This window comes from Pseudomonas wadenswilerensis (assembly GCF_900497695.1).
Lineage (GTDB): Bacteria > Pseudomonadota > Gammaproteobacteria > Pseudomonadales > Pseudomonadaceae > Aquipseudomonas > Aquipseudomonas wadenswilerensis.
On record NZ_UIDD01000009.1, the window covers coordinates 135,063 to 148,696 of the forward strand.

At 53.2% G+C, this 13,634-nt stretch carries 12 protein-coding genes and 2 pseudogenes; 10 read left to right on the plus strand and 4 right to left on the minus strand.

The features are described from left to right. The first annotated feature begins 1 nt into the window (after position 1). Both CCOS864_RS18495 and CCOS864_RS18500 read left to right on the plus strand, forming a co-directional pair. Positions 2-1,243 carry a 5'-methylthioadenosine/S-adenosylhomocysteine nucleosidase family protein gene (locus tag CCOS864_RS18495; protein ID WP_115087786.1) on the plus strand — a complete coding sequence of 414 codons (1,242 nt, stop codon included), beginning with the start codon at positions 2-4 and terminating at the stop codon, positions 1,241-1,243. Next, positions 1,240-1,740 (plus strand): hypothetical protein, encoded by a 501-nt coding sequence (locus tag CCOS864_RS18500; protein WP_115087787.1) that lies wholly within the window; start codon positions 1,240-1,242, stop codon positions 1,738-1,740. The genes CCOS864_RS18495 and CCOS864_RS18500 overlap by 4 nt, the downstream gene beginning before the upstream one ends. 185 nt (positions 1,741-1,925) lie before the next feature. On the opposite strand, the gene CCOS864_RS18505 is transcribed toward CCOS864_RS18500, so the two are convergent. Together CCOS864_RS18505 and CCOS864_RS18510 are read right to left on the minus strand one after the other, a co-directional pair. Beyond that, the gene (locus tag CCOS864_RS18505; protein WP_115087788.1) at positions 1,926-3,899 is read right to left on the minus strand and encodes a phosphorylase family protein; all 1,974 of its coding nucleotides are present in this window, start codon (positions 3,897-3,899) and stop codon (positions 1,926-1,928) included. Positions 3,900-4,088: 189 nt separating this feature from the next. Then, on the minus strand, positions 4,089-4,349 hold the full coding sequence (locus CCOS864_RS18510) for a hypothetical protein (RefSeq protein ID WP_208644389.1): 261 nt from the start codon (positions 4,347-4,349) through the stop codon (positions 4,089-4,091). 217 nt (positions 4,350-4,566) lie between these two features. Between CCOS864_RS18510 and CCOS864_RS18515 the strand changes: the two are divergent. The 7 genes and pseudogenes from CCOS864_RS18515 to CCOS864_RS18540 all read left to right on the plus strand — a co-directional run. Then, a pseudogene (locus tag CCOS864_RS18515) lies at positions 4,567-4,843 on the plus strand (transposase); the annotation flags it as partial. 403 nt (positions 4,844-5,246) lie between these two features. After that, positions 5,247-5,783 carry a hypothetical protein gene (locus tag CCOS864_RS18520; protein ID WP_148708560.1) on the plus strand — a complete coding sequence of 179 codons (537 nt, stop codon included), beginning with the start codon at positions 5,247-5,249 and terminating at the stop codon, positions 5,781-5,783. Positions 5,784-5,792: 9 nt separating this feature from the next. Next, positions 5,793-6,461, plus strand: coding sequence for a phytanoyl-CoA dioxygenase family protein (locus CCOS864_RS28100; protein ID WP_148708561.1), 669 nt, complete (start codon positions 5,793-5,795; stop codon positions 6,459-6,461). Positions 6,462-6,470: 9 nt separating this feature from the next. Continuing rightward, on the plus strand, positions 6,471-7,526 hold the full coding sequence (locus tag CCOS864_RS18530; RefSeq protein WP_115087791.1) for a glycoside hydrolase family protein: 1,056 nt from the start codon (positions 6,471-6,473) through the stop codon (positions 7,524-7,526). A gap of 9 nt (positions 7,527-7,535) precedes the next feature. Next, entirely contained in the window at positions 7,536-8,225 is a 690-nt protein-coding gene (locus CCOS864_RS28105; protein WP_148708562.1) for a hypothetical protein, read from the plus strand. A 76-nt stretch (positions 8,226-8,301) separates the two neighbouring features. After that, positions 8,302-9,213, plus strand: a complete 912-nt coding sequence (locus tag CCOS864_RS18535; RefSeq protein ID WP_148708563.1) for an MvdC/MvdD family ATP grasp protein — start codon at positions 8,302-8,304, stop codon at positions 9,211-9,213. Between the two features lie 864 nt (positions 9,214-10,077). Then, a pseudogene (locus tag CCOS864_RS18540) lies at positions 10,078-10,392 on the plus strand (IncC plasmid conjugative DNA transfer DtrJ family protein); the annotation flags it as partial. Here CCOS864_RS18540 and CCOS864_RS18545 read toward each other — a convergent pair. Beyond that, positions 10,350-11,255 (minus strand): site-specific integrase, encoded by a 906-nt coding sequence (locus CCOS864_RS18545; protein ID WP_115087793.1) that lies wholly within the window; start codon positions 11,253-11,255, stop codon positions 10,350-10,352. The pseudogene CCOS864_RS18540 and the gene CCOS864_RS18545 overlap by 43 nt on opposite strands. A 170-nt stretch (positions 11,256-11,425) precedes the next feature. Here CCOS864_RS18545 and CCOS864_RS18550 point away from each other — a divergent pair, with 170 nt between their 5' ends. Beyond that, positions 11,426-12,388 carry a DNA-binding protein gene (locus tag CCOS864_RS18550; protein WP_115087794.1) on the plus strand — a complete coding sequence of 321 codons (963 nt, stop codon included), beginning with the start codon at positions 11,426-11,428 and terminating at the stop codon, positions 12,386-12,388. A gap of 35 nt (positions 12,389-12,423) precedes the next feature. On the opposite strand, the gene CCOS864_RS18555 is transcribed toward CCOS864_RS18550, so the two are convergent. Beyond that, positions 12,424-13,449, minus strand: a complete 1,026-nt coding sequence (locus CCOS864_RS18555) for a hypothetical protein (RefSeq protein ID WP_148708564.1) — start codon at positions 13,447-13,449, stop codon at positions 12,424-12,426. Positions 13,450-13,634: the final 185 nt, after the last annotated feature.

The window sequence follows — 13,634 nt, forward strand, 5'->3', positions numbered from 1 at the left end:
TGTGCGAATACTAATTGCCGACGACTGCAAAAGTCGTTACAAAAACCTCCTGACAAAACTTTCGGAAATCGGTATTGATCGTGCCTCCGTGGTCTTAGTAGGAAGTGCCGATGAGGCACAGACCGCGTTGGAAAATCAGTATTTTGACTTGTTAGTTCTAGATATAATAATCCCTCTTTACGACACTGATGAAGATGGCTCTCACGAGCACTCACTTGCGATCCTTCACCGAATAAACAATGATGAGCTCATCATCAAGCCAGGAAAAATAATTGGTATAACCGCAGATTTGGGTGCAGCTGGAGCAGCGAAAGATACGTTCTCCGAGAGCACGTGGTCTATTATCAACTACTCCCAAATAGATAATGAATGGCAGCAGAGGATTATTAACTGCGCCAATTATATTCTACGTGAGAAGCAGGCGCGCCCCGTCGTAACGACGAGAGCAGAGCGGACTGATATCGTTTTATTATGTGCGCTTGAAACACCTGAATTTGAAGCACTGATGGAGGTGCCTTGGAACTGGGCTCCTTCACGTCCCATCCACGATCATATGTTTGTTAGAGATGGATGGTTTACATCAAACGGCCATAAAATTACCGTCGCTGCCGCTTTCGCAAGTAGAATGGGAATGGTAGAAACGGCGGTAAAAACTTCTATCGCCATATCTCAGCTCCGCCCAAGCCTAATCGCTATGATAGGGATATGCGCAGGAATTCCAAGCAAATCTAAAATTGGCGATGTCATTTTCGCTGAATTCGCTTGGGACTTCCAAAGTGGAAAAATAGTACGTGATGGAGAAACAACTAAACGCATGATTTCTCCTCATCAAATTCCGGCGACATATGCCATAAAAACCTTGATGGAGGTACTGCGTTCAGATAGGGAATTTCTTAACGAGTTGCCCTCTATTTTTGGCACGGAGTGCCCGTATACTACAAGAATAAAAATAGGCCCCGTAGCCTCAGGCTCTGCGGTCCTTGCCGATGGAATAACCATCAAAGAAATTCAAGAAAACCAACAAAGAGACGTATTTGGTGTAGAAATGGAAATTTACGGATTATATGCCGCAGCGTATACATCTAGTCCACCTATACGTTTTTTTGCCTTGAAAGCTGTATGCGATCATGCTGACCCAGACAAAGATGACGAAGCGCAACGATATGCTGCATTCGCTAGCGCCCGAACACTTCAAAAACTGCTTGAAGACCATGGTAAAATTTGCTTAGGTGAAACTAAATGACAGATAATGATAAAATCCAACGGACAATGGATCATGCGTGGAGATACTTCGAACTGCACGCCCAACAGCGAATGACTGTATTCAACTTTTTCTTGGCAATTTCCGGGCTTATTTCCGCGGGGGTTGGAGTATGCTTGCAACAGGGAACTAAATTTTCAACTTTAGCTTCTTTACTTGGCATTTTTCTTATTATGGTATCTTTCATTTTCTGGAAACTTGACCAACGAGTTTCCGAGATGATTAAATCAGCGGAGTCGACTCTTTGCCAAGTCGAGGCAGCAACCGAAACCGATGACATATTAATCTTTACTAGAGAGCGGCAGACACCTCGTGCCAAAGGATTTTTTGCAGTTTGGACTTATGGAAAATGCTTCCGGGTATCTTTTTTTGCTGTTGGCCTTATAGGGCTAGCCTTCTCAATACTTCCACACTTTGTAGATTTCTCCGCCAAACCTGGCGAAGATAATACTCCATATAAACGCGTGTGCATCCTATAAATCAATAATATCTTTAGGAAATGTGGGAGGAGGGATAACTTCCCGCCCCCACAACGAGCAAAACTTAAATTTTCTCTATTTAATTTGTTACGCAGATCGTGCACTTTACTGAGCTACGTAAAAATTTCCTTTCAGTGCAGAGACACCCCGACAATCGTAGATAAGTGAGAACCCTCAAAGTAATGCTATGAAAGTAGGTCCTTTACGGCGTATCGGAGTCCTTCCTCACTACGAACTGAAATCACGGGCAGCTTCCGTGCCTGAGTTGGCACGATGGATGAGTCATCCAAATTGAACAACCAGACTTTCATTCCACTAAGTGCTTCTAAGCTGAGCGCCAAAGCAAGTTCATCATAGCACCATGGACTCTGAGCATAGAATCTACTCCAAAGAACAGCTACGATATCGCTGCGGCGGATCGCTTGCTCTATTGTTGTTGGAATCAGCTGATCAGATACGATCTCCCTTTCGCCCAATACAGCTTCGATACCATAACTCATTAGCACATCATCTAAAGCTACGCCCATGGCACTGTCTTGCCGCGCGACACTGATGAAGATGGTTTTTGGCTTAGGACTGTGTGCTATCGATCGCCTCACTCTGTCACGTACTAGACGATTAGCGATTGATACTGCTTTCTCAACGCTACCCTCACTTTCCAGAATAGTTGCGTCGAACCCTGGATTTAGCCGACCCCAATCACGGCGGCGGTAAATGCGCTTTGCCACCCCTCCCAAGAACGCAAAAGGAATAATTGGCAAACCTTTTGCTTCAGCTAGGTGGAGCAGCGTACTTGCGGTTTTAGAGACCTTCCCGCCCAGTGCTACGACGACGTCGGCCTTTTCAAGGGCCTGAAGCTGCGCGAGCAACCACGCCTGCGACCAAGACCCGTCTTCTTCAGTCTCCGGTGCAGGATAGTCCCAGTCTTGGATCATCAGATTGGCGCCGAAGGTCCGCCGAAAAAGCTGCCGTTTCTCCTCGACCTTCGGATGAGTTGGGCTGTGAAAATGAATGGTACCGCCGCCATTTGCATCGGCATAACCCATTGCAACATAGTAGTCTGCGGAATCGGGGAAAGGACTACAGACAACAAGATGAGCTCCGGCCCGTGCCAGTACGGTCCCTAGTTTGAGAGACGCACGATGTAGTTGAGGCAATTCAGAATCGACATCGGCAGTCTCGCCAGTCTCGCCCCCGATAACGTAAACCGACCTTGCCCATGAATCCAGCCGTTCCGGGTCTGTTGATCCACCGGAGTGAGCTGCACTTAGGTTCTCGACCTCAAACAAGCCCGCCTTTACCGCATGAATGAATAGCAGAGCGGCGTTCTTAGCAGACAATGCTCGGAACACCCCCTTCGCGACCTCTTCAATCTTCGCCTTGCGTGCGTCCGCGTAGTCAGAGATTCCGCGAATTGCAATAGTCCTAGGTGTTGGTATATGAATAAGTGCGGCGTCATAAACACCCGCAGTTTCCATTTCCATTGCTGCCGCCTTTCGGTCGACATTTTGTTTGATCCACTCCAAGAACGCTCTGCCCTTACCTACTGCTGGACCACTGGCGAGATTTAGATCATCGCCTGCATAGAGCTTGCACTCTCCGCGCATTTCCATGCCCGCGTTTATAAGTGCCGTTTCGGTCGCAGCAGATATCAAGGCAGATCTCAGCTGTTGCGTACTGCTCTGCCACTCCCTATATTCCGACTTACGGGTGTGTGCGAAATACTGGAAACGATTCAATAGTCGCCGAGAAGTCAGAAAGCGGTCTCCTGATACTAGGAACGTCCAGTCACCTTCCTCACCACTTGTAGCAGAATTAGCGAGATATTCATTGACGCTGTCCGGGATAAAAACGTCTCCCGGCTCAATTTCGTTAGTGAGTGATCCTGCGATTCCGACTACAACCACGTCCGCAGGCTCAAATTCTTTGATTAGAAGGGATACAGTAGAGGCAGAGCGGGTGTTCCCCATTTTACCAGCGGGAACCATTGCAACGTTGAAATCTCTGCCTGGTGTCGGCCCGGGAATTGTCCCGATGAAAGCAGTGAGGTTGGCATTCTTGAGCTCCCTAGCTTGAAATTGGTCACCCAGCACTTCAAGCACGGACTCAGCTTCTTCGCTGAGGGCCACATAGAGCAGAATATCAACGCGGTCGGTCATATCTTTCGAGGGTCCGGAATGTTTTCAGCGAGGCAAGCAGGGAATAATGGCTTCGTAATACCTAGAAATCTAGGTATTACGAAGAAAATCGTGCCATAACATCTAGAATTCTAGACATTATACCGACTTAGGAGTGGCTCAGCGGGACGAGTGCATGAGGCCGCAACACTATCGGCGACAGCTCCCCCCTCAGTCGCTTTTCTCTGCCGAATCGCGGTCGATCTTCGGTAACGGGACATCAAGCACGCCTTGAGAGAGGCCACGTAGTTGAGCGTTGTACTGCCACCGAATGAAGCGCTCGAGTAGAAGGCCACTTTCAGCCTTCAAACGCTGGTTCTCACTTTCGAGACGCTGGATGCGCTGCTCCGCGATGGCTAGGCTTGCGGGACGCTTCGTGGGCTGGAAGCCTGACTTCTGCTGGGTCTTTTTATCAAGAAACGCACTTTTCACTTGAGCGTGCGCATTGAGCGTCTGTCGCGTTGGCCGCGTCCCGATCATCCATCACTGAAGCCCGAGCACGGAGACCTGCCACAAGCTTGTAAACCCCATACTCCCGCCGCAGGACTTCGCAAATGCTTCCGTAATTTCGCTCTAGCTCGTTTCGATCCTGAATGCCAAGCACATCATCGATCACGTAGCATATTTGAGCTCGGAGGTTGTCGTAGGTGTACACCTCAAGCTCAATGCACAGGGCCAGATTGATTTAACCTCCTGGTGCATCGACTCAACCGCCGTGAGGGCCACCCGTGCCTCTGCCGGAGCAGGCAAAAAAGGGGGGCTGAAGAACCGTCGGACCACGCACTTGGAAGAAGCCGGGCGGGTTGACGACGAAAATTCATATAGTCAGTGTCGCCCGTGGCATCCCACTCCACTTCACGCTCTCAGGTGGAAACACCAGCGACATCTCCCTTGCTCAGCGACTGCTGGACGCTGTCCACACACCGTGAGCGCAGCAACCAGGTTGATTCCCTAAGGCGGTGATTTAATTTTGAATGCTGAAGGACCGTCCCCGGCAGCTGTTGCCGGCTGGCTGCGCTTCGTGCTTGGAAGCCAGACCATCATGCTTCGGCTTTCCCCTCTTTCGTGACTGCATCGAACGACTTCGTAGTAATCGTTAATGCACGTACGCTGGACAACACCGTGCGCCTGTACTTATCTCTGACTGACATGTAAGCCGCGCCCCTGCCGCGGCTGTACACCATACTGCCCAAACAGCGGATTTCGGACATAAGCGTACAGGCTGAAGAAGCTTTGGATTTGATTTCGCCGCTACCAAAAAATAGGGGCGACTACGCTCCATCTGGAATTTTTCCTCATTGGTAGCTATGCATGGCGAGGGATCGAATTTTGAAGGTAATTTTTCAATTGGGCTGGATGCTAGTGCCATTTCTAACGGCCGGCTGCGGCTCCGTTCAGATGAAAGCGGCGCGAGGTGAATCCGGACTTGGCAGCGCAGATCCGCAAAACTCTATGCCTCCGGCCTGCGTTGCGTTGCTGGCAACCTCCCCCAATGGCGACCGGCTTATCCAGGCGCTCTCCCTCGACAAATCCGAAAAGGGATGCCTCGGCTCCTCCACTTACCCCGCAGTGCAGATACGTAAGGAAAACGAGTGGCTCGTGAGCTCCGACACTGCGACCACTACGACTGTCCGCTACCGAGTCTTGCAAGCCCACACTTGTATGTATGTACTCGAGGTGCAGCAAAACTTCGGGGGCAGTTTCACTACCGGAGAACTGCTGGTGCTCGAAACCGGACGCACCGCTGTCGAAGGTCTGGCACCAAAGACGGTTCTGACTCTGCTTAAAACATTCGCAGTAAGTCAGGTCGAACAAGCCAAGTCTTTCGCCCAGTCTGCGGCGACGGGCAGAACCTGTGCACTCTAGGTGACGCCCTTGCTCCTGCCGACTCATATACCGACGCGCTTACACGCTTTGCTAGACACAGAGCTGCTGTGCTCGGAACTGTCGCGGCGGTCGAAACCAGCCTCGGGAAAATATAGCTCCGAGCAGTTGCGCACCGTCGGGCGCCCTGCCTACCTGAGCCAAGATAGCGGGAAAGAATACGAGCGTAGTGCGCTTGCCGAAAACTCCGGGCAATGGCGTCGATTTGAAGCGTTATATTCCGAGGTTTTTGGCGTACTGGCTCGATTTCTAGGGGAAGTCGTGTTGATGAGCGGACGCGCTGCCATTCCAGGATTTCACATTATCCGGAACAGCGCTAATTTTCCGCGTTACGAAGGAGGAGTACCGCATGTGGACTCTTCGTACCTCCATGTTCCCGCATTTGTTGGAGAGCAGCTCGGCCGCGACCAGTACTCTTTCACGCTTCTATTATCGAGAGAAAATGACAATGTTGGATTGGAGTACTGGGCGCCTGGTACAACGGAAGCCGATGCCATTTTACAAGCTCCGCTTGCCTTCGTTCCCTATTGCAGAGGGAATCTGGTGATTTTCGATTCACGGCTGGTGCATCGCATCGCGCCGTTTTCGAGCGAGCTAGAGCGAGTCACGCTCCAAGGCCACATCATACGGTTGGAAGGCCGTTTAGTAGCTTTCTGGTAAGGAGGAAGCATGCCACTGACCCAGCAACAAATTCTGGAAATCCGAGAACACGTTGCCTCCAATGAAAGTTGGCGCAATGACGTCTATCACGACTCCTTAGGCATCCCGACGACCGGCGTTGGATTCAATTTGAATCGAGGCGACGCGAAACAAAAAATCGAGGCGATGGGTCTTGATTTTGACACGGTCTATGCCGGGCAAGTTGGCCAACCGATGTTGACAGATGCTCAGGTCGACCAGCTCTTCTCTGCCGACATCGCAGGCGCCATTGCAACAGTCGAAGCCCGCGTCCCTGGATTTTCGGGGCTGACTAGTGGGCGTCAGGCGGTGTTGGTGGACATGGCATTCAACCTTGGACCAGGGGGCTTTGGACGCTTCACTGCGATGTTGGCCGCGGTTAACTCTGGCGATTGGGACTTGGCTGCCGACGAGATGGCCAACTCCCTCTGGGCGCAGCAAGTTGGGACGCGGGCCAGTCGCAACATCACCGCCATGAAGGACGGTACTGCGCCTCAGCACGGTGGAGGTAACCCCAAGGCGAAGGACATAGACGGAGGCGGTAAAACGGGAGACAAGGGCAAAGACGGTGACAAGGGCAAAGACGGAAAGGATGGCAAGGACTCTTCCGACAAGGGTAAAGACGGCAAGGACGGCAAGGACTCTTCCGACAAGGGTAAAGACGGCAAGGACGGCAAGGACTCTTCCGACAAGGGTAAAGACGGCAAGGACGGCAAGGACTCTTCTGACAAAGGTAAAGACGGGAAGGACGGGAAGGACTCTTCCGACAAGGGTAAGGATGGAAAAGACGGAAAAGACGGTAAAGACGGAAAAGACGGAAAAGACGGTAAAGACTCTTCGGACAAGGGCAAGGATGGCAAAGACTCCTCCGACAAAGGCAAGGATGGAAAAGACGGAAAGGACACTTCGGACAAGGGCAAGGATGGAAAGGATGGCAAAGACTCCTCCGACAAGGGCAAGGATGGGAAAGACGGAAAGGACGGTAAGGACTCTTCGGACAAAGGCAAAGATGGGAAGGACAGCAAGGACGGACTAGACCTGGGCTGAGGTGGTGCTATGCGTTGCTTCATTCTTGGTGCCGATCTAACAAGAGATGCTTGGCTCGTCGTCGCACTGCGATCGCGGCGATATAGCGTCGTGGACATCCCGCACTGCAACCTCCTGCAAATCCATTTAGAAGCTGGCGGGCTATGCGAGTTGCTGTTACATGAACAACGGTTGAGCCCCGAAGACCGGTTGTTTTTTTTGCGAGTGCCACGATTGCCTATACAGGTCGATGCTGCGCAGGGAGACTTTGCCTACAGCGAGTGGAGAGCTGCCCTTGAAGCCGCCCTCTATACGCGGGCGACACAAGTGCTGAATGGGGAGTGGGTGCTGAAAAACTTCGGCCTGCGCAGCTCCGATACATTCTGGACACGCATGTGTCAGAAACTATGTTCAGCCAGCGATTCATTACGATTGGAATGGCCCGGGAATGCCGAAAGCTACACCACAGCACCGACTCCTTGCTTGGAGGTTACGGTGACCCGCCGTCGGTGGGCGAGCGAGCTTCCTCTGCTGTACGAGGTTGAGCGCCATTCGGCCTCACTGCTGGGGCTACAGGAAGCCCTACGCGTTCATCGATTGGACTTCCTGCGGGTGTGGATAGATCCTTCTCCCGGCCCCTTACGCATTACACGAGCTAGCGCAGAACTGCCGACGGAGCCTTCACTCAGTTTTGAAATGGTGCTCGATGACTTTTTGTAGCGACTTGCCCATTCTTGTGGGTTATGGGCGCGAGGGAACATTCGCACACCTCGTCAATCTTCAGCTCGACTCAGGAATGGCGTTCCGTACTCTGGACCTGCATCGCGTCGAGAACTGTGGCAAGCTGCTTCTGGAGCACGTTTGCGACGGCTTCCGTGTTGAGGTCGATGATGAAGAGTTCCATTTCGGGCATGCTGCCGTTTTCTACCGCGGCTTCTTCCGCCCTTCAAACGATCCCGTCCGCTCCAGGTTGCTAGCACAGTTCATCGGCGAGCTGGAAACGGGTCTACAGATGTTGCCGCTTTCCTGCCTCGTCATGAACCGGCCAGAGGCCGGTATAGGCAACGCTTCGAAGGCGCGTCATGTCGCCGAACTAGCTGCCTGTGGTTTTCGCTTGCCGTCTACGCTGGTATCGAACCAAGCCGACGCCGTCAAATTGCATGTTGCGCCGAATGCCGGCTGGGTCAACAAGGGATGTTCGGGCATCCGAACCATAGCCGTGGCAGTGGGAGGCCCCGAAGTCGCGCGGCTCGATTTGTTGGATCGCTGCCCGACCCTGTTCCAGCAACATGTTCGTGGTTATGACGTGCGAGCCCACATGGTGGGCGCATCCTGCGTTGGGTTGAAGATTGAATCTGACCGGGTCGACTATCGGTATGCCAAGCGTCAGGGCGGCAACATCCAGGTTCAGCCAATTGAAGTTCCGGTAGCAGAGCAGTTCAGAGCAATCGAATACATGCACCGCGTAGGGCTGGAGTTCGCAGGCTTCGACTTCAAGGTGGATGCATCCGGTTCTTGGTGGCTGCTCGAGGCAAACCCCATGCCCGGCTTTGAATTCTTCGACCAGTTCGCAAATGACCGTATCGGGTTAGAAGTACTTCAGTCCTTGCAGGCCAACGCTCCGCTTCCGCGACGGCCCGTCTTGGACAAGCCTGGAGAACTGTTCATCGACGCCTCTAGGGTCCCCCCCGTCGATCGGGCGGACTGAGCGTCGTCGGCCAATAGAATATAGAGAGATGTCAGCAGAAACTGGAATGAATCCGGCATGCTTGGCCTGCTGCACTTTGTCACTATTGAGAGTGTCGCGCTATGGGGATGAAAGGATCCTTACCGAGCTCTGTCTCACAAGCTTTAGCCTACGATGATGGCCTACTGGTCGAAGCCTGCACAACCCAGCAGGCAAGCCCGAATGGGCCAACCCTTACCTATATCAATGGCGGTTTAAGGACTGACGTAACCACGCCTAAGGCCATGCGCTCCTGTTCACCTTTGCTCTTCGACAGCTCCGCTTCATAGGTCGCTTCGGATGCTTTATTCAGATCGCCCTACCCTTTGCAGTGCTCTGGGGACGTCGGGCCGGTATTCCGGCTAGCGATCCTGAATCGAGGGCATAGCGCACCAGAAACCCAAGAGAAACCAAACCGCCCATGCCCGCTGCCCGCGGCTTTCTTCCCCCTGGGGGCACCGGGTAATGGATGGGCGTGCTTCAGGCTAAATAGCGCATGCAGATGGTTTTCCGACCTAAAGATCCCAAATTTCAGAAATTCCACTTGACTACAATGAATTTCCGAAAAGCAATCGTCCATATTTCATGGAATGTGGACATCTGCAGTCTAGTAGTCATGCGGTAGTCAACGTTTTTACTTTTTGGAAGGCTATCCCCATAAAGGCTCGGTCGTGCTAAGTGGAATTGCACCAGACTTTGTACGAAAAGTGTCTGCGCGACGATCAGGCTGCGTTGAAAGCAGGCTGGTGCGCCAGCCCGGTCGGAATGATCATTTTACAACACGTAAAGTCGAGCGCGACTCCGACCGTTCCTCGTCTGTTTTCGCCTTGCCTGATCGCCGCTCGGCGATTTTTCGTACAAACCCTAACCATGTCGCTTTTCGCAATGGCAGCATTCACAGGTCTGGTCGATGGCCTGGTGCGCCGGGATCTGCGCAAATTCGGTGCAGGTCGGGAATCCAGCTACCTATATCTCAAGGCACGCGCAACGATCATGCCGCTGGCCATTTTCTCTTGGACCTTCTACTTGGCCCTCCCGATAAGCATCAACCCCTTGCTAGTGCTGCTCCCCTGCGCCGCGCTACTCGGTGTATCCGTGTCCGGCCAACGCTCACACAATCAGCGAAGCCACTCACCGAAGGGCGTTGCGGCATCGACATAGCGGATGGCGGACTGAATATCGCGCCATCCCACGTAGGTCATCAGATCTCTCGCAGACCACTGATTTCGGCTCGCCCAAGTTGCAAATCCACGCCGCAGGGAATGACCGGAATAGCCCTCACCTGTCAGCCCACTACGCAACATCACTTGCCGTAGTACGCGTGACAAGCTGTTCGAATTCAGGGCCTGACTGCCAATATGCCCCCAACGGTCGATGCTCCGAAACACCGGCCCCTCCTGTAATCCAGTGCTCACCTTCCACCCTACAAACGCATCGACCGGACATAAGCGCTTCAAGGCTGGCACATTCACGGTCCTGCCGCGGTTATCCCTATCGGTTTTGCTGCTAGGTAAAAACAGCTCCAAGCGCTCTCGTGGACACACCCGGACATGCTCGAAGCGCAGTCGGCACAGCTCATCAGCGCGCAACGCTCGCCAGAACCCCAGCAGCAGCAACAGCTGATCCCGCGCCGCTCGCAGTCGTTCGGCGTCTGCTGTGTCGCGCTGCTCCTTCTGCAGTTGCGTGACACAACGCTCCAGATCCTCCAGCGCCACTGCAGCCGCCTGCTGCGGGACCTGCGGGTGCAGCGCCTGGATACCGCGCAGCGTATCGCGCACCCGAGGGCTTTTGGTCGGGTCACTAAAGCCATGCTGCTGATGCCAACGAGCAAGTGCCGCCAGGTGGGTTTTCAGCGTACTGCCGGAGAGTTGCGCACCGTAGACAGCCAGGTAGCGCACCACGCTCTCACTGGATGCCGGCAACCACCCTCCCCACTGCGCTTCAAAATGCTCGATCGCTTGGGCATAGCGCCGCCGCGTGCTCTCGCGCTGGGCTGCCGCCAAATATCGCTCCGCGTCGCTCATTGAGCACCTCCGTACTGCTAGCACCACTGACACCCCAGCCAAAGCACTATCACGTTCGAGAATTCAGGATTCTCGAACGCCAGTTCGTCGCCCGTTTCTCACGCACTCTGCTCATATCATACCTGTACGCTCATACTGGCTTTACGGTACGAAATTGTCGGAGTCGGATCATGGCCCGCGCCGGAATCAACAAAGCTTTGGTGCAACGGGCGCGGGATGCCCTACTCGCCCGCGGCGAACACCCAAGCATCGAAGCGGTGCGGGTGGAGCTCGGCAATACGGGTTCAAAAAGCACCATTCTGCGTTATCTGCAAGAGCTGATGCAGGATGAACCGCATCCGCCCAACATCTGCCTGGATGATGAGCTGCAGGCGTTCATCGGCAGTCTAGCCCAGCGCTTGGCCGCCGATGCCCAAGCGGCCGTTGCCGCGGACCGGGCTCGCCTGCAGCGACAACAGACCGCCTATGAACAGCAACGCGCAATCGACCAGGCGCGCTTCGAGCAATTGCAGGCAGTACACAGGGAATTGAGTGTTGAACGCCAGGAAGCACAGCGGCGCGAGCAGAAGCTCAACCAGCGGCTGCAAGAAATGGAAGGCGAACGTCAGCGGCTTTTGGTCAGCGAACAACATGACCTGCAACTGCTGGAGGAGCGAGCGCAACACATCGTTTCTCTGGAGCAAAAGCATAGGCAAGCACAGGAGGCCCTGACCCACTACCGCCAACAGCACTTGGCGCAGCGCGAACAAGAATTGCAGCGCCATGATCAACAACTGCAGCAACTGCAGCGGGAGGCTCGCCAGGCGCAGGAACAGTGGATGAGTAAACAGGAAGAAATGACGCAGGTTTACCGTGACCTTGAACGCCTCAGCACCGAGCAGCAAACACGTGCCCAGGATTTACGACAACAAGACCAAGCCCTCCATCGGATACAAGCCGACAATGAGCGCCTGTCCAAGGCACTCCAGGTCGCTGAAGTGGGTCGGCAAGTCCTCGACGATGAGGTCAAATTCGTACGTGAACGGGCGCATCGATTACTGCTCGAACGGCGCCAAGACCGCAAAGCGCTGCGACACATGGCGCAGCAACTGACGCAACTCCACTCGCTGCTGGCCAAGCTGACGCCAGTTTGATTGGACGCTGAGGCAAAATTGAAGGGTCCTCTATTTTATACCAGCAGACCGAACGTCAGGTTAAGAGCGACAATAACCGTTGTGCCTATCTTGGCTGACGCGACGTTTCCTCGCAGAAGGAGTCTGCACCACACACGTTTTTCCTCACGTGCCAACAGTCGCGTATCGCATTCGGAGCAGCACAACTGCGTGGAATGGTTGACAAATCGTTTGCACCAACGCCTCCAGCGCTGAAGCATTGAGGGTGGAATGACTACTTCGTCCTGGTTAAAAAATTGCCATAGCAATTTATGGTCCTCCGCTACCATCCAAAGCAATAGCAAAACGTCCGCTTCCCGGCGATCCGATTGAACAGTCGGGTATAGCCACTGAGCTATCAAGTGATAAGAATTATATTGCCTGCAGAAGTCATCTAAGCTTTCAGGCCACCCTAGGGGAGTGCCTTCAGTAAATCCTCCGCGCTCAATCAAAGAGTTAATTAACATGTAGATATCATCAGCAACGTCCCGCAGCCTGTCGGAAAGTAGCGCTATACACACATAGCAAGTAAAGCAGCGTGTTATATGCTGACGACTGTAATAATGCTGCAGGTCGTCGCTTCTTAGTATAATTATTAAGAGACCCAAGCTTGCCAAATTGGGCTGAGCATAAAGATCATCCAGACGCTGCCTCGATTGATAACCGAACGGTGCATCATTAATTCTCACAGCATTTGCGCAAGAATTCCAGAACGCCTCGCTATTGCCCACCTGGAAATCAGCCAAGGCATACCAAATCGGGTTGGTCAGGCAAGTCGCCAGTTCTGGTACATCGCCTATCAACTGCTCCAACAGTTTGGCTTGGGGCAAAGCCCCCCTGAAATAGGCATCCCATTTTCGATTGGGTTGCAGGTCCTCCGTCGGTCCATGGGTTGCTTCCCACCAGCGCGCTAACGCTGGGCCGTTAGGGGCAACGTGGATTGTTGCCGCAAAGGTAAAAATGAAATGTTTCGCCCGGCATTGACGTACCAGCTGATCGTACAAGCGCATCTCACTCGCCCTACCCGGAGTGCTTTTTCTCATGAAAAATTCCCACGACAAATCAAAATGGGAATGCTTAGACGGCCAGAATCATTGATTTAGAGCCCCGATAGATTTTCTATATGTGTTGTTTTACGGGTTTGGCAAGCAAACAGAATAGACGCAATCTATACGTACCGAGGCACCGCTAGTCGTACCGGTGGACTAAACGGCAGGGATCCGCAACG

Excerpts from the sequence above, each read along its gene's own strand:
- CCOS864_RS18500 (WP_115087787.1), top strand. The coding sequence starts at position 1,240 with ATGACAGATAATGATAAAATCCAACGGACAATGGATCATGCGTGGAGA.
- CCOS864_RS18505 (WP_115087788.1), bottom strand. The coding sequence starts at position 3,899 with ATGACCGACCGCGTTGATATTCTGCTCTATGTGGCCCTCAGCGAAGAA.
- CCOS864_RS18530 (WP_115087791.1), top strand. The coding sequence starts at position 6,471 with ATGCCACTGACCCAGCAACAAATTCTGGAAATCCGAGAACACGTTGCC.
- CCOS864_RS28105 (WP_148708562.1), top strand. The coding sequence starts at position 7,536 with ATGCGTTGCTTCATTCTTGGTGCCGATCTAACAAGAGATGCTTGGCTC.
- CCOS864_RS18535 (WP_148708563.1), top strand. The coding sequence starts at position 8,302 with ATGGCGTTCCGTACTCTGGACCTGCATCGCGTCGAGAACTGTGGCAAG.
- CCOS864_RS18545 (WP_115087793.1), bottom strand. The coding sequence starts at position 11,255 with ATGAGCGACGCGGAGCGATATTTGGCGGCAGCCCAGCGCGAGAGCACG.
- CCOS864_RS18550 (WP_115087794.1), top strand. The coding sequence starts at position 11,426 with ATGGCCCGCGCCGGAATCAACAAAGCTTTGGTGCAACGGGCGCGGGAT.
- CCOS864_RS18555 (WP_148708564.1), bottom strand. The coding sequence starts at position 13,449 with ATGAGAAAAAGCACTCCGGGTAGGGCGAGTGAGATGCGCTTGTACGAT.